Consider the following 24,606-nt stretch of genomic DNA (forward strand, 5'->3'; position numbering starts at 1 on the left):
TCAGTGCCTTCCGCTCCGGGTGATCCGCGGGGTCATCGGGATGTGCACGGGGTTGTCCACCCGAGCGCTCGTCAGCGAAGGCGCGGCGGGTACCGCGATCTCGATGTCGTCCAGGGAGCTGAGCGTCTCGATGATCGAGTCCTCCGCGCCCTGGTAGCCCTCGGCCATCGCCTTCATGCCCTCGGCGATGCCTTTCAGGGCGTCGGGCAGGCCCTTGACGACCTCCAGGGTGTCCTTGCTGAACTTCAGGTAGCCCTGGTCACCCTCGGCGAACTGCTTGCCGGACTCGTCGTTGCCCCACGGGTTCTGCGCCTCCGACGAAGGCAGGAAGGCACTCAACGAGGTGTACAGCGCCCGGACCTGCTCGGAGGCGGCGAACAGCGGTGACACCGCTGCCCGGTACTGCTCCGGGCTGACCTGGAACCCCGTCCCGGCACTGCCCTCGCCGGGCCCGGCGGAACGTTTCACCGCGGCCATGCGCTGCAGCTCGACGGGCTCGTCGTCGCTCATGGGACTCCTTCGTCAACAGTGCGGGCGCAGGGTGCACCGTCGGGTCCCTGGCGGGCCTCCAGCCGGGGACAGTAGCCGGGCAAGGTGACCGCCACATGGCCGGACGGCGGCCCGCAGGCGTCCGCAGGGTTTGGCCGCTGATGGGCCGTCATGTCCCGGATGTCGCACGAGCTCCGCGCCGTGTTGATGAGCGCAGCAGGATTCGGAGTTCGCTTGGACCGGCCGTTCGTCAGATGACCCCGCCCGGGGAAAAGCAACGATCCGACCCTCCGGAGATCACCTGATCCACCGGGCAGCACGTGGCCCCGGGCTGCGCCGGAGGTGTCAATCCCGTTGTCGCACAAGCAGGTTGGCGCGGAGGCGGGGATCCGGCCGTATGCGAGAACGTCACAGAAAGGCTTTCTCCCGGTTACACGACGGACCCTCGGCACATGTCATGCTCGCGTGGACATAAAGTCAACACGCGTAGATCGTGGCTCCCCTGAGTAGGGGTCACGTTCCGGCGCGTGCCGGTTCCCGGGAAAGGGCACCCCCATGTCCGTTGCGCAGAAAGCCAGATGGAAGGTCCTGGCGGCAACCATATCCGCCGTCCTCGTCGGCCTCACCTTTCCGACGGTCGCCGCGACTCCGGCGAGCGCCACGACCACCGCGTACGACAGCACGTACTACAAGAACGCGATCGGCAAGACCGGTGCCAGCCTCAAGGCCTCGCTGCACACGATCATCAGCAGCCAGAACAAGATCTCCTACGACGCGGTCTGGAACGCGCTCAAGGTCACCGACCAGGACCCGGCCAACAGCAACAACGTGATCCTGCTGTACAGCGGCACGTCCCGCAGCAAGTCCCTCAACGGCGGCGACGTGGGCGACTGGAACCGTGAGCACGTGTGGGCCCAGTCCCACGGCAACTTCGGAACCTCGGCCGGCCCCGGCACCGACCTGCACCACCTGCGCCCGGCGGACGTTCAGGTGAACAGCATCCGCGGAAACAAGGACTTCGACAACGGCGGCAGCGCGGTCAGCGGCGCACCCGGCAGTTTCACGGATGCCGACTCGTTCGAGCCGCGCGACGCGGACAAGGGCGACGTGGCCCGCATGATCCTCTATATGGCCGTCCGCTACGAGGGCGGCGACGGCTGGGCCGACCTGGAGCCCAACAACACGGTCCCCAACGGGAGCGTCCCGTACATGGGCCGGCTGTCCGTGCTGAAGCAGTGGAACCAGCAGGACCCGCCGAGCGCCTTCGAGGAGAAGCGCAACCAGGTCATCTTCGACACGTTCCAGAAGAACCGCAACCCGTTCATCGACCACCCGGAGTGGGTCGACGCGATCTGGTAGACGTGCGTCAGAGAGCCCCGAACTCCCCTCGGTACGTCAGGAGTTCGGGGCTCAAGCAGCGAGCAGCTGTCACGGTGCTCGGCACGGCGTCCGGGGCACGGACGGTGAGCGCACCGCCGGACAGGACCTAGCCGGCGGCCGGTGCGAGCCGAGTGGGCGCCAGCAGGGTGGTGGCCGTGCCGGTGCCCCGGAGGGTGTCGGCGTCGCCGATGGGGAGCGCCGCCGTGACGGCCTGGGTGCCGGTGGCGCCGGCCGGACCGGTGGTGGCGGTAGCGGTGGCGTGGGCGGGCGGTGCGGTCAGGGAGAGGGCGACGCCGGTGGCGAGGGATGCGGCGGCGAGCAGGCTGCGCTTCTTCATAGCCGGTTCAACGCCTGAGCGCGGCCGGGGGCACGGGTGACTCGCCGAGCCGGCCGGAAGTTTCAGGCCGCAGGGCCCGGTATGGCCGGCACTGCCGGTAGGACGGTGGTGCGCGGCCATCTGGCGGCGATCTGCTCCAGGGTGTCCCACAGGTCGTCCGCCTGTCGGCGGAGGTGGACGACGGCGCTGCTGCCGGCGTCGACGGCGGCCAGGTAGGCCTCGATGCCGACGACGGCGTGCCGCAATTGGCGACGGAGCGGCTCGACCCGCTGGGGGTCGGTGCCATCCTCCGCGGGTTCGCCGATCCGCTCCGCGAGGAACGCCGCGAGCTCGTCCAGGCTTTCGCGGGTCATGCGCACCATTTGCGGCACCTCCTGCACGGGGCCGCATGAGGGCAGCCGTTGTCCTGGACCGGGTCCACTCTTCGCCGACCGGCGTGGCATGTCAAGGTATACGTGAAACCAAAGTCGTGCTTTAACCGTCGTGAAACCGCCTCCTATCCTTTGGTCATGAACAACGCGGAGACGATGCGACAGTGGACCTTCCTGACCAACCACGCCCGGGTCCTGGTCCAGATCGCGCGCGACCCCGGCATCCGCGTCCGTGACATCGCCACCCGTTGCCTGCTCACCGAACGTGCGGTCCAGCGGATCATCGTCGACCTCGAAGAGGCCGGTTACCTCAGCCACCGACGCGAAGGGCGTACCAACCACTACAGCGTCAGCGACGGCATGCCGCTGCGGCATCCCGCGGACAACGGCCCGACGCTCGCCGAACTGCTGGCCGTCCTGCTGCGCTGACCGCGCTTGCCGGTTCGGGGCAGGCGCGGGCCGGTCGGGTGCGGGCCGGTCGGTACTGTGGGCGGACAACCCGTCGAGAGGCACCCTCCCCATGGCCAAGAACGCCGCCGAACCACGTGCCGCAGCCCGTAAGGCCCTGCTGCAGTTGACCGGCGTCAGCCGCTCGTACGGCGAGCGCGAGGTGCTGCACCCCATGAGCCTGTCGCTGGCCGCAGGCGAGTGTGTCGCGCTGCTCGGGCACAACGGATCGGGCAAGTCGACCCTGCTCAGGGTCGCGGCCGGCCGCGACGTGCCCAGTAAAGGGACCGTGCGCTTCGACGGCCTCCCGATGGACGAGAGCGACCCCAGGATCCGGGCCAGGGTGGCCGTGGTCGGCGACACCGTCGCCTGCTACCCGGACCTGACCGTCCGCGAGCACCTGCTGCTGGTCGCGGTCGCGCACGGGGTCGCCGACGCCGCCGAGTGGGTCGCGCAGGTCCTGACCGACCGGATGCTCGCCGAACGGGCCGACGCGCTGCCCTCGGCCCTCTCCTCCGGGCAGATGCAGGCCCTGCTGCTCGCGTGCGCGCTGGTGCGCCCGCGCGATCTGCTGCTGCTGGACGAACCCGAGCAGCGGCTCGACCCGGACGCCCGCCGCCGGCTCGCCGAGCTGCTCAAGGGTGAACTGGCGGACGGCGTCGCGGTGTTGCTGGTCACCCACCACACCGATCTCGCGCTGGACGTGGCCGACCGGGTGGTGGTGCTGGAGGACGGCAAGATCCTGAAGCAGGGCGCGACCCGCAAGGTGCTGGCTGCGGAGTTCGCAGCCCGTGCCACCGCGAGCCCGGTGGGTGCCCGGTGACCACCACCAGCCCCGGGGCCGAGCCCGCAGTCGAGGCCGTGCCTGCCCGGGACATCGACCCCGTCGTCCAGGACGACCCCGCCGTCGGGGAGTGGACGGACGACGACGACTGGACCGACGAGACGCTCGCCCTGCTCCGCGCCCTGCGCGCCCCGCACCGCCGCAGCCGCGCCAAATCGGTCGGCTTCGCGCTCTACTGCGTGGTGCTCATCCTGGTCATCTGGGGTGGGGTGCCCAGCCTCGGCCTCTTCCTGCAGGCGTCGATGGGCGCCGACTACACCGGCCACGGCGGCGATCTGCTCGCCGCGATGCCCGCCGGCATCACCGCGATCGGGCTGGCCACCTTCCTGCTGCTGGTCCGGGACGGCCTGTGGCGTGGGCCCGTGGTGCCGCCCCGGGCGGCGGCCGACTGGCTGCTGATCCACCCCGTCCGGCCACGTCCGGTGCTCCGGCCCTGGTTCTGGCTGTCCTGCGCGGTGGCCGCCTTCCCCGGTCTGGTGGCGGCGGTCGGCGGCATGGTCGCGCTCGGGCTGACCGTCCGGGTCGGCCTGCCGGCCGCGCTCGGCTGGTGTCTGCTCGGCGGGCTCGGCGTGCCGCTGCTGGCCACCTGCGCCGCGCTGGTGGTGGAGCGCAGCGACCGGGCAGCCCGGTGGGTGCGCCGGCTCACGCCGTACCTGACGGTGCTGATCATCGCGCTGGCGCTGCAGAGCGGGCTGGCCGTCGCCGGTCACCCGGTGCACTGGCTGGAGTCGGCCGAACTGTGGTCGGGCCCGTGGGGCTGGGCCGCGATCGCCGCGCTGGCGCCGACCCCGGCCGCGGTGACGGGCGGTTGGGTGGCCGCCGCGCTCCTGCTGGTGTCGACCGGGGCCGCGCTGGTATGCGCCGACCGGGCCGCCGCGACGGTGCCGCCGGCCCGGCTGCGGGAGCGGGCCAGGACGGCCGCCGGAGTGCTGGCCGCGCTCCGGACGGTCGAGCTGCGCAGCGCGCGGCTGGCGGTGAACAGCGCCAACGGCAGCGACCGGCAGCGCCGGGTCCGGCTGCCCGCGCCTCGGCGGCCCTGGCAGGTGGTGCCGTGGCGCGACACCCTCGCGCTGCTCCGCGCCCCGGCCCGGCTGGGGCGCGCGGTGGTGCTGACGGTGCCCGCACTGCTCTGCGCCGTCCTCGCGCACGGCTCCGCAGGTGCGCTCTCCTGGCTGGCCACCGCCGTGGCGTTGGTGTTCGCCTACCTGGCCGTGGCGCAGCTGCTGGAGCCGGCCCGGATCGAGACGGACGACGTCCGGCGGGCGTCCTGGTCGCCGTACCCGTTCGGCGCTCTGATGCTGCGTCATGCGATCGTCCCCACGCTGGTCGGCGCCCTGCTCGGGCTGGCCTGCGCCGTGGCGCTGCTGGCGGCTGGTACGGGCCCGGCGGCCTGGCTGGCCCCGGCCGCGGCCCCGGCGCTGGTCGCCGCGGGACTGGTGAACGCCTGCCGGGGCGTGCTGCGCAAGGACCTGATGTACTCCCCGGCCCAGGGCGCGGGCGGGGGGAGCGGCCCGCTGCTGTTCGCCGCCTGGTACGCGGCCGGGCCTGCCGTGGGCGTGGCGGTGCTGACCCCGATGTTCTCCTCGGCGCTGCGCGCCGGGACGGCCGTACCGGTCGCCAAGGCCGCCCTGATGGCGGTGGTGGTGGCCGTCCTGCTGCTGCGCTGGGTACAGGCCAGGGCCGTGAAGATGAGCAAGGCCCGTCCCGGGGCGACCTGACCTGCTGCCGCCCGGTCGGGCCCCGTTGACGGAAGCGTCCGCTCGGGTCCCGTTCTCGGCGGATACCGACAACCATCGGCGGGCGGCGGGCGGCGGGCGGGCGGCGGGCGGGCGGCGGGCGGCCTTCCGCGTCGAGCGTGCATGACGCGTCGTCAGGCCACTCCGAGCCGTCTGCCTGTCGAAGGATGCTGTTGCAGCCCGGGAGTGGCACGGTTGATCCATGTGCGGTCGATTCGTCTCCACCACCTCGCCGATGGATCTGGTCGAGCTGCTCGGGGTGACCCGGTGGACGGCCCTGGAGGAACTGGCGCCGAGCTGGAACGTGGCTCCGACCGATCCGGTCCCGGCGGTGCTGGAGCGCGTGGACAAGGGCACCGGGGAGGTGGTGCGGCAGGCCAGGGTGCTGCGCTGGGGGCTCGTACCGTCCTGGTCGAAGGACGCGGCGGGGGCCGCGCGGATGATCAACGCCCGAGCCGAGACCGTCCATGCCAAGCCCGCGTTCCGGAAGGCGTTCGCCAACCGCCGGTGCGTCATTCCTGCGGACGGCTTCTACGAATGGGTGGCCGCTCCCACCGTTGCGGGTGGCAAGCCGTACCGGCAGCCGTACTACCTGTCTCCGGTGTCGGGTGGTCCGCTGCTGATGGCCGGGCTGTACGAGTTCTGGCGGGACCGTTCGGTACCGGACGACGATCCGGCGGGGTGGCTGGCGACCGCCACGGTGATCACCACCGCCGCCAGCGACGCGGCCGGGCGGGTGCACGACCGGATGCCGCTGACCATCAGCCGCACCGACGTGGACGCCTGGCTGGATCCGGAGCTGACCGACCCGGCCGGCGCCCGCCACCTGCTTCACACCCCGGCCGGGGACGAACTCGCCGTCCGGGCGGTGTCGACCGCCGTCAATTCCGTCCGCAGCAACGGCCCCGAACTGCTGGAGCCGGTGCCGGACCCGCTCGGGTCGGCCGATGGCGCGGCGTAACCCGGCACCCGGCGCAGGGCGGGTGCCAGCCGACCCCGAGCAGGTGATTGACGGGCTGTACGCGCTGCCGCCGGGTGACTTCACCCGAGCCCGCGACGAGGCCGCGCTGAACGCCCGGCGCGGCGGCGACCGAACCCTGGCCGAACGGATCAAGAAGCTCCGCAAGCCGAACACGGCCGCCTGGGTGGCCGACCAGCTCGTCCGCGAGGACCGCCCGGCGATGGAACGGTTCACCGCTCTCGGAGAGTCGTTGCGGCAGGCCCAGCAGCACCTGGAGGGCGAGCAGCTGAAGGACCTGCTGGTTCAGCGGAGGCAGGTGGTGGCGGCTCTGGTGAACCAGGCCAAGGCGCTGGCCCGGGACGCGGGGGTGAATCTCAGCGAATCCGCGGAGCAGGAGCTGACCGGGACGCTGCTCGCCGCACTCGCCGACCCCGAGGCTGCCCGAGCGTTGCTGACCGGCCGGTTGACGACGGCCCTTCACCCGGGCGTCGCACTGCCCGACATCGTCATCTCCTTGGCTCCGCCGGTAGCAGCCGGGCCGAAGACCAGGACCCGTAGGACCGCCGAGCCCACCCCGGTTGAGGGGACGGCCGGGCGGCACCGCGAAACGGAGCGGCTGCGCCGGAAGGCCGATCGGCTGCGGGAGGAGGCCGGCCAAGCACAGGAAGCGGCTCGCCGGTGCGAGGAGTCGGCGACCGAGGCGCAGGAGCAGGCGGAAGGTGCGGAGCGCGACCGAGCCGAGGCCGTGCGGCACGAGCACCACGCCAAGGCGGCTGTCGAGACCGCCCGGGCCGCGCTGGCGGAGGCCGAGGCCGAGCTCGCGACGGCCGAGCAGGCCCGGCGGGCAGCGGATGCCGCGGTCGGACCGGCCCGGGCCCGCGCGGAACGCGCCGCGAAGGACGCCCGGGGCCGCCGGGCGGCCGCCGACCGGTTGCGGCGGCAGCTCGCCGAGCTCGCCTAGCTCACCGCGCGGGCGCAGCCTGACAGGTGTTCAGCCGCAGGGGGTCAGGGCACTTCGAAAAGTCGTGTGTAACATTCGGACGCCCCCGGTGACTCTTGATAGTTGTACGTACCGTGAGGGGGGAGTGACCATGGCTGCCAGCCATACCGCTGCAGAGACCAGGGACGCCGGGTTCCTGGAGCTGACAGCCGGGCGGACGGCGCAGCTGTACCGCACGGCCTGCCTGCTGACCGGCGGAGACACGCACCTGGCGGAGGATCTGGTCCAGGACACGCTGGCCCGGATGTACATGATCTGGCGGCGGCAGAATTCCTGGCTGATGGGCCGCTCGCGGATCGAGAATCCGAGTGCGTACGCGCACCAGGTGCTGGTGCGCATGTTCCTCGCCCACCGCAGACGACGATCCAGCGGCGAGATGCCGACCGGCGAGCTGCCGGAGACGGGTGATCAGGGCCGGGACAGCGCCCTGCGGCTGACGTTGCTTCAGGCACTCGCACAGCTCAGCCCGCAGGACCGCGCCGTGCTGGTGCTGCGGCACTGGGAGGACCGGAGCATCGAGGAGACCGCCGAGATGATGCGGTCGACCCCGGGTGCGGTACGGACCAGGACGACGCGGGCGCTGGCCCGGCTGCGTCCGCTGCTCGGCGATTCGCTCGCCGAGCTTGCGTCCCGCTGACGGCGCTCCAGCACACGGGCCGTTCCGGCCCACCCAACCGGCCCGGTTATCAGGCCCCGCTCATCGGGCCCCGAGGAAGACCATGACGACAGTGACGAGGCTTTCGCGTGTCCAGTGACCAGCAGTTCGAAGAGGATCTGACCTACGCCATGTCGCGCGCCGGAGAGGCGTTCCGCACGGAGACGACCCAGCTCGACCTGGTCGGTCTCGAGCGCGGCCGCCGTGCCTGGCGGCGCCGCAGCACAGCGGTGCTGGCTGGCGGCGCGACCGCGCTCGCCCTGGCCGGCGGGGGCACGTTCCTGGTGGCGGCGGGCAGCGGTCCCGCCTCCTCGTTCGATCCCGCCGTCTCCGTCGTTCCGTCAGGTCTGACGCCGGCGTCCGGAGCTGCGGCCGCGTCAGCCGGCGGGAGCACCGGGACGGCCGGTCAGGTGTTGGTGCCCACCGAGCGGGTGCTGACGGCCTTGCAGGCGGCGCTACCCGCGGGCTCGGTCAGCGGCGTCCAGGGCATGGAGGGCCGGGGCGTCCCGGTGGACGGCGCGATGGTCCGGATCCGCTTCGACGACGGCAAGGGCATCGGCCGGCTGGCGGTCTCGGTGAGGCACCTGACCCGGCAGACGCTCGCCTCAGCCCCCGGGCTCAAGTGCCCGGACCAGAAGATCGAGCCGTACGAGGCCTGCCAGACCACCACACTCGCCGATGGATCGGTGCTGACCCTCTTCCAGGGTCGGGAGTACCCGAAGGGCCCGGCGGACACCAAGCGGTGGTCGGCGACGCTGTCCGGGAAGGACGGTCGGCTGATCGAGGTCACCGAGTGGAACGCCGCCGAGGACATGGGAGCCCCGAGCACCCGTCCCACACCACCGCTGACGACCGATCAGCTGACCGCCGTGGCGACGTCACGCACTTGGGACGCGATCGTGTCCGAGCTTCCCGCAGTCGTGGGCCAGGCGCCCGTAGGCCAGGTCAAGTTCCCGGCTGAGCAGATCGTCGCCACCGCAGCCAGGCTCCTCCCAGCCGGACTCGCACCCGCCGACACCAATACGGACACGGACGGCTACGCCAACTTCGCCATCAACGACGGCAAGGGCGCGAGCCTGGTGGAGATCAACGTCCAGGACTGGCGCCAGGACCTCGCGCAGCCCTCGGGCAGTACCATCTCCGGTCAGTACGCCAACGGGCAGGTCCTGCCGGACGGCAGCCGCCTGGTCGAGAGCCAGGAAGGACAGAATCCCGGTCACTGGACCGCAGAGGTGCTGCGGGCGGACGGTCTGCGCGTCGTGGTGATCGCGTACAACAGCGGCGGGCTCGGTCAGGCCGCCACCCGTCAGACCCCGGTGCTCACCACCGAGCAGTTGAAGGCCATCGCGCTCAGCCCCGAGTGGAAGCTGCCGGGCTGAGGCCGCCTTCCCCAGCACCTCAGAAGCGAATTCACCCGTCATCAAAGGGAGTTCGGATGAGGAACCGGAGAGGATCGCGCCCGGCGGAGTGGCCGGGTGAGTCGGCGACCCGCCCGCACACTCCGCCCGCATCACCCGGTCTGCCCGCACCGCCGCCCCGGCGGGACGGTGCGGTGCGGGCAGACCGTGCACGGGCCGCCCCGGCGCGGCGGCAGGCCCGGTCAGGCGCCGACGTACGCCGCGAGGTGCTCGCCGGTGAGGGTGGAGCGGGCCGCCACCAGGTCGGCCGGGGTGCCCTCGAAGACGATCCGGCCACCGTCGTGCCCGGCGCCGGGCCCGAGGTCGATGATCCAGTCGGCGTGGGCCATGACCGCCTGGTGGTGCTCGATGACGATGACCGACCTGCCGGAGTCGACCAGTCGGTCCAGCAGGCCGAGCAGGTGCTCGACGTCGGCGAGGTGGAGTCCTGTGGTCGGCTCGTCGAGGACGTAGATCACGCCCTTCTCCGCCATGTGGGTGGCCAGCTTGACTCGTTGCCGCTCGCCGCCGGAGAGGGTGGGCAGCGGCTGGCCGAGGGTCAGGTAGCCGAGGCCGACATCCACGAGCCGCTGGAGGATGGCGTGCGCGGCAGGCGTGCGCGCCTCTCCGCTGCCGAAGAACTCCTCGGCCTCGGTCACCGACATCGCGAGCACCTCGCTGATGTCACGGCCGCCGAGGCGGTGCTCCAGCACCGAGGCGTCGAACCGCCTGCCCTCGCACTCCTCGCAGGTGGAGGCGACCCCGGCCATCATCCCGAGGTCGGTGTAGATGACACCGGCGCCGTTGCAGTTGGGGCAGGCCCCCTCGGAGTTGGCGCTGAACAGCGCCGGTTTCACACCGTTCGCTTTCGCGAAGGCCTTGCGGATCGGCTCCAGCAGCCCGGTGTACGTCGCCGGGTTGCTCCGCCGCGAGCCGCGGATCGCGCCCTGGTCGATCGACACCACCCCCGCGCCCTCGGGGATCGAGCCGTGCACCAGCGAGCTCTTGCCCGAGCCGGCCACGCCGGTGATGACGGTCAGCACCCCGAGCGGGATGTCGACATCGACGTCGTGCAGGTTGTTCGCCGTCGCGCCACGGATCTCCAGCGCGCCGGTGGGCTTGCGCACCGTCTCCTTGAGCGCGGCCCGGTCGTCCAGGTGACGGCCGGTCAGGGTGCCGGCCGCCCGCAGCTCCTCGACGGTGCCCTCGAAGCAGACGGTGCCGCCCGCCGTCCCCGCGCCGGGGCCGAGGTCGACGACGTGGTCGGCGATCGCGATCGCCTCCGGCTTGTGCTCCACGACCAGCACCGTGTTGCCCTTGTCCCGCAGTCGCAGCAGCAGGTCGTTCATCCGCTGGATGTCGTGCGGGTGCAGACCGATGGTCGGCTCGTCGAAGACGTAGGTGGTGTCGGTCAGCGAGGAGCCCAGGTGACGGATCATCTTGACGCGCTGCGCCTCGCCGCCCGACAGGGTCCCCGACGGCCGGTCGAGCGCGAGGTAGCCGAGGCCGATCTCGACGAAGGAGTCGAGGGTCTGCCGGAGCGCGGTGAGCAGCGGCGCCACGGACGGTTCGTCGAGTCCGCTCACCCACTTGGCCAGATCGCTGATCTGCATCGCACAGGCGTCGGCGATGCTGATCCGCTTGATCTTCGAGGACCGGGCGCCCGCACTGAGCCGGGTGCCGTCGCAGTCCGGGCAGGTGGTGAAGGTGACCGCCCGGTCCACGAACTCCCGGATGTGCGGCTGCATCCCTTCGCGGTCCTTGGCCAGGAAGGACTTCTGGATCCGGGGGATCAGTCCCTCGTAGGTCATGTTGATGCCCGCGATCTTCATCCTGGTCGGCTCGCGGTGCAGGAAGTCCTGCAGCTCCTTCTTGGTGAACTTGCGGATCGGCTTGTCCGCGGCGAAGAAGCCCGACTCGCTGTAGAGCCGGTAGTTCCAGCCACCCGGCTTGTAGCCAGGGATGGTCAGCGCGCCCTCGGCGAGCGACTTGGAGTCGTCGTACAACTGCGTGAGGTCCACGTCGGAGACCGATCCCCGGCCCTCGCAGCGCGGGCACATGCCGCCGGTGACGGTGAAGCTGCGGCGCTCCTTGACGGTCTGTCCGGCACGCTCGGTGGTGATCGCACCGGCCCCGCTGACCGAGGCCACGTTGAAGGAGAACGCCTGGGGCGAGCCGATGTGAGGCTTCCCGAGCCGGCTGAACAGGATGCGCAGCATCGCGTTGGCGTCGGTGGCGGTGCCGACGGTGGAGCGGGGGTCCGCGCCCAGCCGTTCCTGGTCGACGATGATCGCAGTGGTCAGCCCTTCGAGGACGTCGACCTCGGGCCGGGCCAGCGTCGGCATGAAGCCCTGCACGAAGGCGCTGTACGTCTCGTTGATCAACCGCTGCGACTCCGCCGCGATCGTGCCGAACACCAGCGAGCTCTTGCCCGATCCCGAGACGCCGGTGAACACCGTGAGCCGACGCTTGGGGATCTCGATGCTGACATCCTTGAGATTGTTCACGCGCGCGCCGTGCACGCGGATCAGATCGTGGCTGTCGGCAACGTGCGGCGCAGACGGCTGCGCGTCCGTCCTCTTGGCCCTGCTCATCGTGTCTCCATCCGTCTGCGTCTGTCTGCGCGGGACCGCCCGCGCGGTCCCCGTCGGTGTCGCGCCCGGTGCGGGACCAAGGTATCCAAGTCGGTTCGGCCCGGGGAGGAACCGGCTCGTGCGGGCGGACCCCGACCGAGGTGGCAGGCCGGGGTCCGCAGGGTGTCGGGCTACTTGCTCGGCTGGCTGAAGCGGATCATGTTGCCGGCGGGGTCGCGGAAGGCGCAGTCCCGGACGCCGTAGTGCTGGTCGATCGGCTCCTGCAGCACCTCGGCGCCCGCCGCGCGGATGCGTTCGAAGGTGGCGTCGCAGTCGTCGGTCGAGAAGATGACCCCGCGCAGCAGGCCCTTCGCGAGCAGCTCGGCGACAGCCTCCCGGTCGGCGGCCGAGGCGTTCGGGTCGGCCAGCGGCGGTTCGAGGACGATGTCCACGTCGGGCTGCGACGGCGCCCCGAGGGTCACCCAGCGCATGCCCCCGTACCCGACGTCGTTGCGCACCTCCAGGCCGAGCACGTCCCGGTAGAAGGGGACGGCCTTGTCGTGGTCGTCAGCCGCGATGAAGCACTGTGAAAGCTTGATGTCCATGCGTTTCACGCTACGGGCGGCCGGCGGCTTGTGCTTCTCCATTCCTGACCGGTCTGGTGTGGATCTTGGCGACACAGGCGGGGACGGCGGCACCCTCGTCATGGTTGCGGGCCCGGTACGCGCTCGGGCTTTCGCCGACCAGTTCGGTGAAGCGCGAGCTGAACGACCCCAGCGAAGTACAGCCGACCTCGAAGCAGACCTCCGTCACCGAGAGGTCGCCCCGCCGCAGCAGCGCCTTGGCCCGCTCGATCCGGCGGGTCATCAGGTAGCTGTACGGCGTCTCCCCGAAGGCCGCGCGGAAGCTGCGGGAGAAGTGGCCCGGCGACATGAGGGCAGTGCGCGCGAGGGCCGGAACGTCGAGCGGCTCCGCGTAGTCGCGGTCCACCTGGTCGCGGGCCCGGCGCAGCCGGACGAGGTCCTCCAAGGTCATGCCACCACCATCCCACAGCGCTCGGTCACACCGGGCGGGATGCTGGTACGGAGCCGGAGGGTTACCCCGGACCGGTTCGGTCGTTCTTCCGGTGTGCGTACTGATACCGAGGCCGACGATGTGGCCTTTGACGAAACGTTTCTTCGCCAAGTTCCACTCTTCGCCCAGCTCGCCGGGCTCTGGGCGGCCCGTGGCTGGACGGTGCCCGGCAGGCGCGATCCGGAGTGGGAACGGTTGGCCCGACCACTCCGGAGCACCCGGCCGGAACCCGACGCGGTGCGTGACCGCCCGTCGAAGGCGGGGCGGTGACCGTGCATCGCCTCCCAAAGGTACCCGTCCAGGGCTTCGGCACCCCGACCGTCGCCACCCGGCTCGAACTGCAACTGGTGGTGGAGCCGGGCGCCGACCTCGCCGTTGCCGCCTGTCTGCGGTACGACGTCAGGGACCCGTACGCGGTGTTCCTTGACATCCACGTCGGGCTGGACCAGCCGATCGTCTGGACCTTTGCCCGGGAACTGCTCGCGACGGGCGTCAGGGAGTGGGCGGGCGTCGGCGATGTGACGGTCCATCCGGGGCCCGGCGACGCGCAGAACGTCTACATCGGGCTGCGCGGCGAGAGCGGTGAGGCCGCGCTGCGTGCCAGGGCCGCCGACATCGGGGGATTCCTGTGGCGCACCGAACGACTCGTCCCGATCGGGTCGGAGCGGGACCACTTCGACCTCGATCTGCTGCTCTGCCGTCTGCTGGGGCACTCCGGTGCCGGCCGGGCGGAGGGCTGTGGCTGCCGCCCACCCGGGGGTTCACCCGGGTAGCGGCGCCCAGGCCGGGCCGAGCGGACACCGAGTTCGGGCCCGTCCGGCGGCGGCCTCGACCGGGCGGGTCACCGACAGGCCCGTGCGCGAGCCGGTTGCCAGGTGGGCGAGCACGCCACCGGCAGGGCCGGGCGTCACCCTCGCCGGTAACCGTGCGGGAAACCGCAGCCGAACCGTGATCTCCGGCTGTGACCTTTTCGGCAGGTCGGCGCGTGTTAGAGGTGGAGAGACCGATCACGAGTGGGCCGGTCTGCAAGGTGGAGTGTCGGGGGGAGTGGCGAAGGTGAAGTCGATGCGCAAGGGCCTCGCGGTGGGGGCGCTCGGGGGTGCTCTGGTGCTGATGGCCACGGGGTGCAGCGGCGAGGGGAAGAGCGCGGGCGGGTCCGGTGCGGCCAATGCCGCGGCGGCTCTGCAGAGTGCCGCGCCGACCAAGCCGGCCGTGTCGGCGGCCGTGGTGTCGATCGAGCCGGGCAGCGGCGCCAAGGACGTCAAGCCGGCCGGTGCGCTGAAGGTCTCGGTCACGGGCGGCAAGCTGAGCACCGTCAAGGTGACCGGTCAGGACGGCAAGGAGGTGCCCGGCGCGGTCACCGCCGACGGCCTCGGCTGGGCGCCGACGGCCGGCCATCTGGAGGTCTCCTCGACGTACACGGTCAGCGCCGTGGCCGCCGACGCCTCCGGGGTGACCGCCACGGCGGAGAGCAGTTTCAGCACGCTCACCCCGACGAAGGACGCGGGCACGCACGACAACATCGACGACGGCCAGGCCTACGGCGTCGGCATGATCGTCTCGGTCAGCTTCGACAAGGCGGTCAAGGAGAAGGACGCGGTGCTCAAGGGCATCACCGTCGAGGCCTCGGACGGCACCGTGGTCAAGGGCCACTGGTTCGGCGACAGGCGGCTGGACTTCCGGCCGGAGAAGTACTGGACGCCGGGTACCAAGGTCACCGTGCACCGTCGCCTCAGCAGCGTCGAGACCGCCCCCGGGGTGTACGGCGGAAAGGACCGGGACGAGCCGTTCACCATCGGCCGTTCGCAGATCTCCACCGTGGACCTCTCCGCGCACCGGATGACCGTCGAACGTGACGGCCAGGTGGCCGACACCGTCCCGGTGACCGGCGGCAAGTCGGGCTTCGACACCTGGAGCGGCGTCATGGTGGCCGAGGCGATGGAGGGCACCACCCGGATGACCTCGCACGGCGTGACCGCCGCAGGCTCCGGCGACGAGTACGACCTGGTGGTCCCGCACGCGATCCGGCTCACCGACACCGGCACCTACGTACACGGCAACTACTGGAGCGGCTCGATCGGTGCGGCCAACGGCAGCCACGGGTGCATAGGCGTCCAGGACGTCGAGGGCGGCAGCGACAGCTCGCGGGCGGGGAAGTTCTACAAGTCGACGATCGTCGGCGATGTCGTCAAGGTGGTCAACTCCAAGGGCGACACGGTCGCCCCGGACAACGGTCTCAGTGGCTGGAACGTCCCCTGGGGTTCCTGGTAGCCACGGCGCGCGCCGGCAGGGCCGGTCAACTCCGTGCTGTCCATCGGATGTTGTGGCCGAGCGGCGGAGGCGCGGGCCGTTTTGGGATGCCGTGGTCATCCCCCGGTGGTGTCCTGGAAGGAGGCGCAGGCGCGCCGCCGGCACGGCGGTGCCCCGGTCGACGAGGAGGTCCGGCCATGGCAGTTCTCATCCGTACGGTGCTCCCGGGGATCACCACCGATCAGTACGACAGCCTGAATGCACGGCTCCAGCAGACACCCGAGATTTTCGAGGGGTGCCTGTCGCACGCCTGCGTGCCGACCGACGGCGGCCTGGAGATCTACGACATCTGGGAGAGCGAGCGGCACATGGCGGCGTTCGCGGAGAAGATGGGCCCGGTCGCCGCGGAACAGGGCCTGCCCGCGCAGCCCGGTCAGACCGACGTCTTTCCGCTGCACAACCACTGGGTGCCCGGCGCCTAGTGCGGCGCCTGCGGTCGGTTGGAGGTCGCGGCCGTCCAACCGGCCGCTTCAGCCCTGAGTAGGTGGCTGAGGCGCTTCAGGCCGGGCCGGGCCACCGGGCAAGGCTGCGGTGGGAGCGGGCGAGCAGGCCGTAGACCGACTGTTCCTGCGCGCGGTCGGTGCCCAGGAGACGGTTGCAGTGCAGGTGGGCGAGCGAGGAGAGGACGCCGGGGGTCCGGTCCCGGTCGGGCGGCCGCGCGGGGGCGATCGCCGCACTGCGGGTCGCCAGCAGCTCTTCGAGCGGCGGTGGCGCAACGGCGCCCAGCAGCTCGCGCAGCCGGTCCTTGGACTCGCGGAAGGCCGTGCCCGTGGCGGGATCGCTGCCGTCGGCCATGGCGGCGGCCAGCGCCTGCCGATCCGGGGGCGGCAGGCCGAGATCGGCGAGCAGGCGGTCGACGGTGAGGACGGCGACCGTCAGCCGGTCGAGGTCTACCGTCCGCCGGGCCAGGTGCTGTTGGAGGGCGAGTACGGCGGTGCTGTCGGCGCAGAAGACGCGTTCGGCGAAGTCCAGACCTGCTGGACCGCCGAAACGTTCGATCTCGCGGTCGTAGGTGTCGAAGGCGAACCGGCTGACCGTCCCCTCGGCCAACTCGTCCCGGAGACTGCTGGAAAGCTCGGCCGCCACCGCGTGCCAGTGGGAGTCGTCGACCAGTTCGAACCGGAGCCGCAGGTGCGGGGCGGGGTCGGCGTACCGGAGGAAGTGCCAGCCGAGGACGGAGCCGGACCGCAGGGCTCGGTCGACCAGGTCCGCGACCGTGCCGGTGAGCAGGTCGTCGTGGGTGACGCTCGGCGCGTACAGCTTCAGGTAGATCCACCGTGAGCCCGGGCCGGCCCGGCGCACCGTGTGGTCAACCGCCGTCCGCACGCGCGGCCGCGGCCGGGCGGCGGCGGGTGCCGTGCGGGCGGGGGGTTCCGGTCGGGTGGTCAGGGCGAGGGGGACGACGACCTCCGCGATCCGCAGGCCGTCCGGGCCGGGCAGCCAGGCCCGGTCCCGGACCGGGCTGCACTGCTGAAGGATGACCGTCCCGGCGCGGTTCAGCGTGCGCCGGATCTCCTCGACGTCCTCCGGCCGGTCGAGATCGACGGTGACGTGGTTGTCGTACTCGATCAGCCTGACCTGGTCGGGCATCCGCCAGGTGCGACGGAACTCGTCGAGGGCGGCGGGGAATCCGGCCCGGCCGTCCGTCCCGAGCAGGGTCGGTCCCAGTCGCCAGCGGGCCGGGGTGAGGACGACCGGGCCACAGGTGAGACGGGGCAGGTACGGCAGGCGGTTGGCGGCGCCCCAGTCGAATGCCTGGAGGACCGGCGGCTGCTCGATCCGGAGCAGGAAGCGGGCCAGTCGGGGCGCCCCGTCCCAGTTGACCATGTGCGGCACGTGCAGGCGCAGCCGTGGCCCGTCCACTCCCCAGCGGGCCACCAGGCCGGAGTCCTCGACGCCGACGACGATCTCGTCCAGCGGGATGGCGGGCGGGTCCTGCGGGTGGTCGCCGGTCCCGATCCTGACGACGTGTCCGTGCCGTGGCGGACAGATCGCGACGTTGGCCGCGCGGGCCACCAACGGCTGGTAGAGCAAGTCGGCGTCGACCCGGTCCGGGTCGACGCCGGGCCGTGCCGCCGGCCGGCGCGGCGCCTGCTCGCCGAGCAGGAAGGCGAACCGCCCGAGGCTGCGCCCGGCCGCCGAGGAACCGACCCCCGGCGAGACGACCAGCGCGAACTCCCCGCGATCGACGCAGGCGGCGTCGGGTGCCTCCACCGTGGCCAACAGTTCGAGCGTCGGCGGCAGACCGCGCGGGTCCACCTCGTGCTCGATGCAGGCCAGGGTGCGGTCGTCGAGCGCGACGGTGTCGGCGCCGGAGGCGAGGGCACGCGCGGCGAGCTGCATCAGCGCTTCGTCGCGGCCGGGCGGTCCGGCGGTCCGAGCTGAGCTCACGTCGTGGTCCTCGGGAAAGCCCAGGCCCAGGTGCGGATTGACCAACTCCAGGAGCGGCACCGGGCGTTGCAGACCGTAGCGCTCCTCGAAGGCCCGTCGGTAGCCGGCCAGGTCGGGCGGACGCGCGGGCAGGGTGGAGGTCCTCAGCAGCAGGTCCACGGCCTGCGTGGCGGCCCGGGCCACCGCGTGGTGCAGCGTGCGGCCGGTGAGCTCGACCGTGCTGTCCGTCTGCAGCACCGTGCTGACGTCGGGGACCAGATCCCGGGCGGTGGGAAGCAGGGCGCGGCGCAGCGCGAGCCCGTCGGCCGGGCCCAGCCGGTCGCACTTGGCCGCCTCCTCGACCAGCCGCCGCAACCGCCCCGGGCGGTCGGTGGCGTCCACCACCCCGGTCAGCCGCTGTGCCAGGTACCGGGCGGGGTCGGCCACCGTCAGCGCGGGCCGCAGATCGGTGAGCAGGACGCCGGCCCGCCGCAGCCGTTCGATCAGCTCCTCCGCCCGCTCGGCCGGGGCGGTCGGTACAGCGTCCCGTACGGCCTTCACCAACTGGCCGTACGGGACGGTGGTTCCGGCCGCCTCCAGGAGCGCCAGGACCGGGGCGGTGGCCCGCAGCGAGAGGCAGCCAGGGGCCGACCCGGGGGGCTGCGCCGACGCGGAACCCGGCGGGTCCAGCAGGTACAGCCGCCCGGCGGAGACCAGGACGGCGCCGTGCCGGACGAACCCCAGCTGCCGCCGGACCAGGAGATCGGATTCGAGCTGCTCGACCAGCGCCAGCAGCCAGGCCGCGTCCAGGCGGGTGCCGGTCCGCCCCGGCATCCTTCGCACGGCGAGGTCGGTCCCCGCGCCCCAGGTGCCGAGCGCCACGCCCGCGAACAGACCGTACGGCGTGGGCCGGTGGGACATCCGGTCCAGGTAGCGGCGGGCCTTCAACGCGCTGCGCGGCGGCGGCGCGGTGCCGTCCGGCGCCGGACCGTTCAGGGACTCCCAGAGGTCGGGGCTGCCGATCCAGAGCGCGAGGTTGGTCAGCGGAGCGGTCGCGGGCGGCGCGTCGGCCGGGAGCAGCGGTGTCCGCACCGCGAACCAGTCCAGCGGCCGGTAGGACCAGGGGCGGGTGCGGCCGGTCATCGGATCAGGAAGAGCCGGTCCCACTCCGGCGTCGGGCGGCCGACGGCCGAGAGCAGGACCGCCGCGACTCCGGCGGCGCCGTCCAGCAGGCAGGGCGAGCCGGCCCGGTAGCCGAACCGTGCGTCCGGGTCGAAGGCCGTGACCAGCTCGGCCACCAGTCTCCGGGCCTCGGCCACGAGGTCGGCCCGGCCCGTTTCGAGGCCGGTGCACCGGAGCAGGTGGGCGAGTCCGGCGGTGCCGTGGCAGAAGCCGGGGGAGACCAACCGGCGTACCCGGTCGGGGCGTTGGCAGACGGCCGTGGCCGCGCGCAGGGCGTCGGCCCGCAGCGCCGGGTCCCGTAGAGCGCGCCCGGTGAGCAGCAGGGACCGTGCCACACCGGGGGCTCCGTAGCACCAGGCGGCGTGGGTGGGACCGGGGGAGGGGAAGGTGTCGTCGGCGGGCCAGTCGGGCCCCCGGGCATCGGTGAGCCGGTGTGCCCACAGCCAGTCCGCGCCGGCGCGGAGTGCGGTCGCCGCGCCGGGCGTGGCGGCGCCCCGCAGCCGGGCCACGGCCAGTGCGGCCAGCACTCCGGGCAGTCCGTGCGCGAGCCCGCAGTCGACGGCCCCGTTGGTCGGCCGCCGGGGTAGCCGCCCCTCGGTCACACAGCGCGCCAGCCCCTCCCGCAGCTCGGTCCCGAGAGCTGACAGGGCGTCGGTCTCGGGTCGGCGGACCAGGTAGCAGGAGATTCCCGCCGCCCCGCTGATCAGGTCGAGATCGGGTGAGCTGAGCTGCGCCGGACGTCCCAGGCCGCCGAGGACGCCGGGCAGCCGGTCCGCGAGGTGCTGGTCGAGCGTGCGGCGCAGCCTGCGGTAGCGCAGGCCGTCGTGGTCCAGGAGCAGCGCGGTGAAGGCGAGCCCGGACACGCCCTCGGCCAGCCCGAGCGACAGCACCTCGACCTGCTGGGCCGCCTCGACGGCGGCGGTCAGGTGCTGATGGGCGACCCGGTCCCAGCCGCCGTCCGGTAACGCCCGGTCCAGGCAGCCGAAGAGCACCGCCAGGCCCGCGAATCCCGCTGCCGTGCCGTGCGCCTGCCAGAACCACGGCGGTGCGCCGTCGGGCCGGTCCGCGCGGACGCCTTCGGCCACCTGCTCCGGGCGGCGGAGGCGGTCCGCGATCCGTACCGCCGCGTCGAGGAACTCCGCCGGTGGCGTGGCCCGGTGGATGCCGGGCAGGCCGCTCACGGCGGGCGTGGGCGGGCTACTCATAGAGCGTCATCGCCAGGGCCAGATGCGCGGGCAGCGCGGCGGGGTTGTCGAGCCGGCCGGTGCCGAGCACGGAGAGCGGCCGGGCGTCGGCGGTCCACCAGGACACGGTCGGGCCGCTGTACTGCTCGAACAACTCCCGGGCATGGTCGAGCCGTTCACGGAAGAACGGGTTCTCACCACGTCGGGCCACCGCCTCGGCGAGCAGGTGGCCTACGAAGTCCTCGGGGAGCGCGCCGAGCAGTTCCCGTAACCGGGCCAGCGCCGGGACGGGCTCGCTGAGCAGCCTGCGCATGTTCTGCGGGAAGGTCTCGGTGTCCGGCTGGCGGGCGAGGTGGAACAGCGCACGGGCGTACACCGTGGACACGTAGACCAGGGCCGGGTCCTCCTCCGCCGGGCGGACCCGGTAGAAGGCGGTGAGGTACTCCTCGCCCGGGCCGCGCTCGACGAAGGCGGCAACGGTGTGCAGCGCCTCGGCGACCGGCTCGTACCGGCGGGTCTCCCTGCGCACGGCGGACAGCATGCGGCCGAAGAACCGGTCGGGTTCCTGCTCGTCGGTCGTCGGGGAGGCGGGCATGCCGAGCGGCGCGAGGTAGCCGTGGACCGCCGGGTAGAGCGGCGAGGTGGTCAGCGAGTAGCGCGTGATGAGCCGCCCGCGCTCGGAGGGCCGGGTGGTGACGACGGTCATCGCGTGCGCCGCTCAACACACCGAGGTGGGGGAACAGTTGTGAGTGATCACCTCGGGCTCGACACAGTGTTCCGGATTGGTGGGGCACTCGCAGGTCCCACCGCAGGTCAGCTGGCAGGAGAATTGACAGGTGCTGCCCGGCTGGGTGTTCTTCGGGCCGTCCTTGTGGCCGTCCTCCAGCGGCGGCAGCGGCACGGGTTCCAACCGGATGTCCAGGTCGAATTCGTCCAACATGGCTCGCTCCCGTCGTCGCGGACTGCCGAAGGGCGGCTCCCGGCCGACGGGCAGCGTCCAGCCGCCCCGATCACCGGCCCGGCGCCCCCGTCACCCTCCAGCGTCGCACGGCTACCCGGGCACCGCAGGGGCTGCCGGGGCGTGCGGCCTCAGTGGTGGAACGCGGCGCGGTCGGCTTCCGCCGGGGCGCCCTGGGTCAGGCGCTGGAGGGCACGGCGGATGTCGGCGACGAGCAGGGCGATCTCGTCGCGGCCGACGCCGTGCCGGATCAGGACGCGCTGGATGACGGTGTCCTGCTGGTCGGCGGGCAGCGGATAGGAGGGGACCTGCCAGCCGCGCATTCGGAGCTGGTCGGACAGGTCGTACAGGCTGAAGCCGGCGCCGGCCGGGTCGGTGAGCTTGTACGAGACGGCGGGCAGCGCGCCGTCCCCGTCGTAGAGGAGGGTGAACGGGCCCAGGTCGGCGATCTGCCCGGCCAGGAACCGGGCGGTGTCCGCGCACGCCTGCTGGACGCGGCGGTAGCCGCCGTGGCCGAGGCGCAGGAAGGCGTAGTACTGGGCGACGATCCCGCCGCCGGGCCGCGAGAAGTTCAGGGCGAAGGTGGGGAAGTCGCCGCCGAGGTAGTCGACCTGGAAGACCAGCTCCTCGGGCAGCAGGTCGGCGGTGCGCCAGACCGCCCAGCCCACGCCGAGCGGGGCGAGTCCGTACTTGTGGCCGGAGGCGTTGATGGAGGCGACCCGCTCCAGGCGGAAGTCCCAGACCAGGTCGGGGTGGAGGAAGGGCGCGATGAAGCCGCCGCTGGCGGCGTCCACGTGGATCGGCACGTCCCAGCCGGTCTCGGCCTGGATCCGGTCGAGTTCGGCGGCGAACTCGGCGACCGGTTCGTAGTCACAGGTGAAGGTGACGCCGAGAATCGCCACGACGCCGATGGTGTTCTCGTCGACGTGCTCTCGCAGCTGGTGCGCCCGCAGTCCGGTGGCACCGGGCTCCAGGGGGACCTGGCGCAGCTCGACGTCGAAGTACCGGGCGAACTTCTCCCAGCAGATCTGCACCGGTCCGCAGACCAGGTTGGGCCGGTCGGTGGGCCGGCCCTCGCGGCGCCGCCGTTCGCGCCAGCGCCACTTGAGGGCGAGGCCGCCGAGCATCGCGGCCTCGCTGGAGCCGGTGGTCGAGCAGCCGACCGCGTTGGGCGCGTCCTCGCCGGTGGAGGGCGCGTTCCAGAGGTCGGCGAGAATGTTGACGCACCGTGACTCGATCTCGGCGGTCTGCGGGTACTCGTCCTTGTCGACCATGTTCTTGTCGAGGCACTCGTTCATCAGACGGTGCACCTCGTCGTCCGACCAGGTGGTGCAGAAGGTCGCGAGGTTCTGCGCCGCGTTGCCGTCCAGCAGCAGTTCGTCGTGGATCAGCGCGTACACCACCTCGGGCCTGGAGGGCTCGGCCGGCATCCGGTGCTTCGGCAGGACGTCCTCGCTGAGCGGGGACGCGAACAGGTCGGTGGCCGCGTCGCTCGCGCGAGGGTCCTTGGCTTCGTGCAGGGCCACGGGGGCCTCCTCGGGCGAAGGGGAAGGGGCGGCGGAGCTACAGAGTGCAGATATACCGGGACATTCCGCGCGATCGCACGCGCCACGCGGATCGTTACGTACTGACGGATCGTCAAGAGCGACAGTTGGGCAAGCATTCACGGGACCACCCCCTGCCGGGAGGGGCCCATTCGACCGGGCCCGGGACCCTCGTCCCGGTCTGACGCGACAACCCAGGGACGGACACCGTGACCGAAACGCCCGCACACCGATGGCACCGCAACCTCCCGCTCCTGCTCGTGGCCGGTCTGGCCCTGGCCGCCGGCACCCTGACGGCGGGTCCGGCCCACGCGGTCCCGGCGGACGACGTCCGGATCAACGAGGTGGTGACCACCGGGGACGTCAACGACTCGGTGGAGCTGTACAACAAGGGCACCGGGACGGTGGACGTCTCCGGCTGGATACTCAAGGACGACAGCAGCTCGAAGTACAAGATCGCCTCGGGTACGACGCTCGCGCCGGGCGCGTTCAAGGCGTTCGACGTGCACGGCTCGTTCGGCCTCGGCTCCGCCGACAAGGCGCGCCTGTACCTGCCGGACGGCAGCACCCTGGTCGACAGCTTCAGCTGGACCTCGCACTCCGACCCGTCCTGGTCGCGCTGCGCCGACGGCACCGGCGCGTTCAAGGCGACCACCGTGACGCTCGGCGGCCCGAACGCCTGCGGTGGCAGCGGTGGCGGCACGCCCGTGGCCTGGCCGGGCAGCGGCTCGGTGGCCACGGCGGACGCCGCCGACGTCTTCGGCCAGGACCTCAGCGGGCTGTACCAGGAGGGCGGCGTGATGTGGGGCGCCCAGAACTCCGGGAAGCTCTGGCGACTCGTCGGCAACGGCTCGGGCGGATGGAAGCCGGACACCGCGAACGGGTGGTCGGCCGGTAAGACGCTGCGCTTCCCGGGCGGCTCGGGCACCGTGGACAGCGAGGGCGTCACGCTCACCGGAGCGGGCGCCGCAGGCGGGATCTTCGTCGCCAGCGAGCGCAACGGCGACGCGTCCGGTACCAGCCGGCTGTCCGTGCTCAGGTACGACGTCAGCGGCACCGGCTCCACGCTGACCGCCACCCGGGAGTGGAACCTCACCTCCGACCTGCCGGCCGTGGGCTCCAACAGCGGCTTCGAGGCCGTCACCTGGGTCCCAGACAGCTACCTGACCGGCGCGGGCTTCAAGGACGCCACGACCGGCGCGGCCTACGACCCGGCGCGCTACGGCGCGCACACCGGCGGGGTCTTCTTCGTCGGCGTCGAGGGCACCGGCGCCGTCCACGGCTACGTCCTGCTGGACACCGGCGGCTACACCCGGATCGCCTCCGTCAGCAGCGGCATGTCCGGTGTGATGGAGCTCCAGTGGGAGCCGCAGGCGGCCCGCCTCTGGGTGGTCTGTGACGACACCTGCAACGGCCAGCACCGCACCCTCCAGGTGAACACCTCCGGCGTGTGGGCGACCACCGCCGTGTACAACCGCCCCAGCGGCATGGCCAACCTGAACAACGAGGGCTTCTCGGTGGCCGGCGCCGCGGAGTGCGTCGGCGGCTCGAAGCCCGTCTACTGGTCCGACGACAGCAACACGGGCGGTCACGCGCTGCGCAAGGGCAGCATCACCTGCTGACGCCTCCTCAGCTCGCGGCCCCGCCCCCACCGGGACGGGGCCGCAGTGCTGTCCGGAACCTTCGGGAACACCCTGCCGATCCGATTGTCCGTGCGAACCGCTAGCTTTTCCGCATCACCGCACGGAGTGTCCATTTCCCTCCGTCTCTGCGGTGGTTCCTGGCGACTTGTAC

The 24,606-nt window shown here is 72.1% G+C and carries 23 protein-coding genes; 12 read left to right on the forward strand and 11 right to left on the reverse strand.

The window, feature by feature from the left end; all coding sequences use genetic code 11:
* Positions 1–510 (reverse strand): hypothetical protein, encoded by a 510-nt coding sequence (locus ACKUU6_RS30720; RefSeq protein ID WP_407991823.1) that lies wholly within the window; start codon positions 508–510, stop codon positions 1–3.
* 534 nt (positions 511–1,044) lie between these two features.
* Here ACKUU6_RS30720 and ACKUU6_RS30725 point away from each other — a divergent pair.
* A complete protein-coding gene (locus tag ACKUU6_RS30725) occupies positions 1,045–1,848 on the forward strand; it encodes an endonuclease I family protein (RefSeq protein ID WP_407991824.1) in 804 nt (267 codons plus the stop codon).
* Between the two features lie 127 nt (positions 1,849–1,975).
* On the opposite strand, the gene ACKUU6_RS30730 is transcribed toward ACKUU6_RS30725, so the two are convergent.
* Positions 1,976–2,206 (reverse strand): hypothetical protein, encoded by a 231-nt coding sequence (locus tag ACKUU6_RS30730; protein ID WP_407991825.1) that lies wholly within the window; start codon positions 2,204–2,206, stop codon positions 1,976–1,978.
* A gap of 62 nt (positions 2,207–2,268) precedes the next feature.
* Complete coding sequence (locus ACKUU6_RS30735) at positions 2,269–2,559, reverse strand: hypothetical protein (RefSeq protein WP_407991826.1); 291 nt, start codon at positions 2,557–2,559, stop codon at positions 2,269–2,271.
* Positions 2,560–2,715: 156 nt separating this feature from the next.
* Here ACKUU6_RS30735 and ACKUU6_RS30740 point away from each other — a divergent pair, with 156 nt between their 5' ends.
* From ACKUU6_RS30740 to ACKUU6_RS30770, 7 genes are all read left to right on the forward strand, one after another.
* Positions 2,716–3,006: a helix-turn-helix transcriptional regulator gene (locus ACKUU6_RS30740; protein WP_407991827.1), complete on the forward strand. Its 291-nt coding sequence runs from the start codon at positions 2,716–2,718 to the stop codon at positions 3,004–3,006.
* Between the two features lie 91 nt (positions 3,007–3,097).
* Positions 3,098–3,847 carry an ABC transporter ATP-binding protein gene (locus tag ACKUU6_RS30745; RefSeq protein WP_407991828.1) on the forward strand — a complete coding sequence of 250 codons (750 nt, stop codon included), beginning with the start codon at positions 3,098–3,100 and terminating at the stop codon, positions 3,845–3,847.
* Entirely contained in the window at positions 3,844–5,586 is a 1,743-nt protein-coding gene (locus tag ACKUU6_RS30750) for a hypothetical protein (RefSeq protein ID WP_407991829.1), read from the forward strand. Before ACKUU6_RS30745 ends, ACKUU6_RS30750 begins: the two co-directional genes overlap by 4 nt.
* Before the next feature lie 220 nt (positions 5,587–5,806).
* Entirely contained in the window at positions 5,807–6,565 is a 759-nt protein-coding gene (locus tag ACKUU6_RS30755; RefSeq protein ID WP_407991830.1) for an SOS response-associated peptidase, read from the forward strand.
* Positions 6,566–6,587: 22 nt separating this feature from the next.
* A complete protein-coding gene (locus ACKUU6_RS30760; protein ID WP_407991831.1) occupies positions 6,588–7,526 on the forward strand; it encodes a hypothetical protein in 939 nt (312 codons plus the stop codon).
* Positions 7,527–7,656: 130 nt separating this feature from the next.
* The gene (locus ACKUU6_RS30765) at positions 7,657–8,202 is read left to right on the forward strand and encodes a sigma-70 family RNA polymerase sigma factor (RefSeq protein ID WP_407991832.1); all 546 of its coding nucleotides are present in this window, start codon (positions 7,657–7,659) and stop codon (positions 8,200–8,202) included.
* 107 nt (positions 8,203–8,309) lie between these two features.
* Positions 8,310–9,599, forward strand: coding sequence for a hypothetical protein (locus tag ACKUU6_RS30770; RefSeq protein ID WP_407991833.1), 1,290 nt, complete (start codon positions 8,310–8,312; stop codon positions 9,597–9,599).
* Between the two features lie 221 nt (positions 9,600–9,820).
* Here ACKUU6_RS30770 and ACKUU6_RS30775 read toward each other — a convergent pair whose 3' ends face one another.
* The 3 genes from ACKUU6_RS30775 to ACKUU6_RS30785 all read right to left on the reverse strand — a co-directional run bounded on the left by ACKUU6_RS30775 (position 9,821) and on the right by ACKUU6_RS30785 (position 13,225).
* On the reverse strand, positions 9,821–12,211 hold the full coding sequence (locus ACKUU6_RS30775; RefSeq protein WP_407991834.1) for an ATP-binding cassette domain-containing protein: 2,391 nt from the start codon (positions 12,209–12,211) through the stop codon (positions 9,821–9,823).
* A 170-nt stretch (positions 12,212–12,381) separates the two neighbouring features.
* On the reverse strand, positions 12,382–12,795 hold the full coding sequence (locus ACKUU6_RS30780; protein ID WP_407991835.1) for a VOC family protein: 414 nt from the start codon (positions 12,793–12,795) through the stop codon (positions 12,382–12,384).
* A 10-nt stretch (positions 12,796–12,805) separates the two neighbouring features.
* Positions 12,806–13,225, reverse strand: coding sequence for a helix-turn-helix transcriptional regulator (locus ACKUU6_RS30785; protein ID WP_407991836.1), 420 nt, complete (start codon positions 13,223–13,225; stop codon positions 12,806–12,808).
* Positions 13,226–13,536: 311 nt separating this feature from the next.
* Here ACKUU6_RS30785 and ACKUU6_RS30790 point away from each other — a divergent pair, with 311 nt between their 5' ends.
* The 3 genes from ACKUU6_RS30790 to ACKUU6_RS30800 all read left to right on the forward strand — a co-directional run bounded on the left by ACKUU6_RS30790 (position 13,537) and on the right by ACKUU6_RS30800 (position 15,996).
* Positions 13,537–14,037, forward strand: coding sequence for an SsgA family sporulation/cell division regulator (locus ACKUU6_RS30790; protein ID WP_407991837.1), 501 nt, complete (start codon positions 13,537–13,539; stop codon positions 14,035–14,037).
* Positions 14,038–14,311: 274 nt separating this feature from the next.
* On the forward strand, positions 14,312–15,535 hold the full coding sequence (locus ACKUU6_RS30795; protein WP_407991838.1) for a L,D-transpeptidase: 1,224 nt from the start codon (positions 14,312–14,314) through the stop codon (positions 15,533–15,535).
* A gap of 176 nt (positions 15,536–15,711) precedes the next feature.
* Positions 15,712–15,996 (forward strand): hypothetical protein, encoded by a 285-nt coding sequence (locus ACKUU6_RS30800; protein ID WP_407991839.1) that lies wholly within the window; start codon positions 15,712–15,714, stop codon positions 15,994–15,996.
* A gap of 76 nt (positions 15,997–16,072) precedes the next feature.
* On the opposite strand, the gene ACKUU6_RS30805 is transcribed toward ACKUU6_RS30800, so the two are convergent.
* From ACKUU6_RS30805 to ACKUU6_RS30825, 5 genes are all read right to left on the reverse strand, one after another.
* Positions 16,073–19,087: a lantibiotic dehydratase gene (locus ACKUU6_RS30805; RefSeq protein ID WP_407991840.1), complete on the reverse strand. Its 3,015-nt coding sequence runs from the start codon at positions 19,085–19,087 to the stop codon at positions 16,073–16,075.
* Entirely contained in the window at positions 19,084–20,331 is a 1,248-nt protein-coding gene (locus tag ACKUU6_RS30810) for a lanthionine synthetase C family protein (RefSeq protein ID WP_407991841.1), read from the reverse strand. Before ACKUU6_RS30810 ends, ACKUU6_RS30805 begins: the two co-directional genes overlap by 4 nt.
* A complete protein-coding gene (locus tag ACKUU6_RS30815; RefSeq protein ID WP_407991842.1) occupies positions 20,324–21,016 on the reverse strand; it encodes a hypothetical protein in 693 nt (230 codons plus the stop codon). Before ACKUU6_RS30815 ends, ACKUU6_RS30810 begins: the two co-directional genes overlap by 8 nt.
* Positions 21,017–21,028: 12 nt before the next feature.
* Positions 21,029–21,250 (reverse strand): hypothetical protein, encoded by a 222-nt coding sequence (locus ACKUU6_RS30820; RefSeq protein ID WP_407991843.1) that lies wholly within the window; start codon positions 21,248–21,250, stop codon positions 21,029–21,031.
* A 149-nt stretch (positions 21,251–21,399) separates the two neighbouring features.
* Positions 21,400–22,794 carry a glutamate decarboxylase gene (locus tag ACKUU6_RS30825; protein WP_407991844.1) on the reverse strand — a complete coding sequence of 465 codons (1,395 nt, stop codon included), beginning with the start codon at positions 22,792–22,794 and terminating at the stop codon, positions 21,400–21,402.
* A 227-nt stretch (positions 22,795–23,021) separates the two neighbouring features.
* On the opposite strand from ACKUU6_RS30825, the gene ACKUU6_RS30830 reads away from it, so the two are divergent.
* Positions 23,022–24,434, forward strand: a complete 1,413-nt coding sequence (locus tag ACKUU6_RS30830; protein ID WP_407991845.1) for a lamin tail domain-containing protein — start codon at positions 23,022–23,024, stop codon at positions 24,432–24,434.
* The last annotated feature ends 172 nt before the right edge of the window (positions 24,435–24,606 follow it).

This window comes from Kitasatospora sp. CMC57, assembly GCF_045866025.2.
In the GTDB taxonomy this organism is placed as follows: Bacteria; Actinomycetota; Actinomycetes; order Streptomycetales; family Streptomycetaceae; genus Kitasatospora.

What these genes read in the sequence shown, in the direction of transcription:
- ACKUU6_RS30720 (WP_407991823.1), bottom strand. Translation starts at nt 510, where the DNA reads ATGAGCGACGACGAGCCCGTCGAGCTGCAGCGCATGGCCGCGGTGAAA.
- ACKUU6_RS30810 (WP_407991841.1), bottom strand. Translation starts at nt 20,331, where the DNA reads ATGAGTAGCCCGCCCACGCCCGCCGTGAGCGGCCTGCCCGGCATCCAC.
- ACKUU6_RS30820 (WP_407991843.1), bottom strand. Translation starts at nt 21,250, where the DNA reads ATGTTGGACGAATTCGACCTGGACATCCGGTTGGAACCCGTGCCGCTG.
- ACKUU6_RS30800 (WP_407991839.1), top strand. Translation starts at nt 15,712, where the DNA reads ATGGCAGTTCTCATCCGTACGGTGCTCCCGGGGATCACCACCGATCAG.
- ACKUU6_RS30740 (WP_407991827.1), top strand. Translation starts at nt 2,716, where the DNA reads ATGAACAACGCGGAGACGATGCGACAGTGGACCTTCCTGACCAACCAC.
- ACKUU6_RS30765 (WP_407991832.1), top strand. Translation starts at nt 7,657, where the DNA reads ATGGCTGCCAGCCATACCGCTGCAGAGACCAGGGACGCCGGGTTCCTG.
- ACKUU6_RS30730 (WP_407991825.1), bottom strand. Translation starts at nt 2,206, where the DNA reads ATGAAGAAGCGCAGCCTGCTCGCCGCCGCATCCCTCGCCACCGGCGTC.
- ACKUU6_RS30735 (WP_407991826.1), bottom strand. Translation starts at nt 2,559, where the DNA reads ATGACCCGCGAAAGCCTGGACGAGCTCGCGGCGTTCCTCGCGGAGCGG.
- ACKUU6_RS30755 (WP_407991830.1), top strand. Translation starts at nt 5,807, where the DNA reads ATGTGCGGTCGATTCGTCTCCACCACCTCGCCGATGGATCTGGTCGAG.
- ACKUU6_RS30745 (WP_407991828.1), top strand. Translation starts at nt 3,098, where the DNA reads ATGGCCAAGAACGCCGCCGAACCACGTGCCGCAGCCCGTAAGGCCCTG.
- ACKUU6_RS30775 (WP_407991834.1), bottom strand. Translation starts at nt 12,211, where the DNA reads ATGAGCAGGGCCAAGAGGACGGACGCGCAGCCGTCTGCGCCGCACGTT.
- ACKUU6_RS30815 (WP_407991842.1), bottom strand. Translation starts at nt 21,016, where the DNA reads ATGACCGTCGTCACCACCCGGCCCTCCGAGCGCGGGCGGCTCATCACG.
- ACKUU6_RS30805 (WP_407991840.1), bottom strand. Translation starts at nt 19,087, where the DNA reads ATGACCGGCCGCACCCGCCCCTGGTCCTACCGGCCGCTGGACTGGTTC.
- ACKUU6_RS30725 (WP_407991824.1), top strand. Translation starts at nt 1,045, where the DNA reads ATGTCCGTTGCGCAGAAAGCCAGATGGAAGGTCCTGGCGGCAACCATA.
- ACKUU6_RS30780 (WP_407991835.1), bottom strand. Translation starts at nt 12,795, where the DNA reads ATGGACATCAAGCTTTCACAGTGCTTCATCGCGGCTGACGACCACGAC.
- ACKUU6_RS30785 (WP_407991836.1), bottom strand. Translation starts at nt 13,225, where the DNA reads ATGACCTTGGAGGACCTCGTCCGGCTGCGCCGGGCCCGCGACCAGGTG.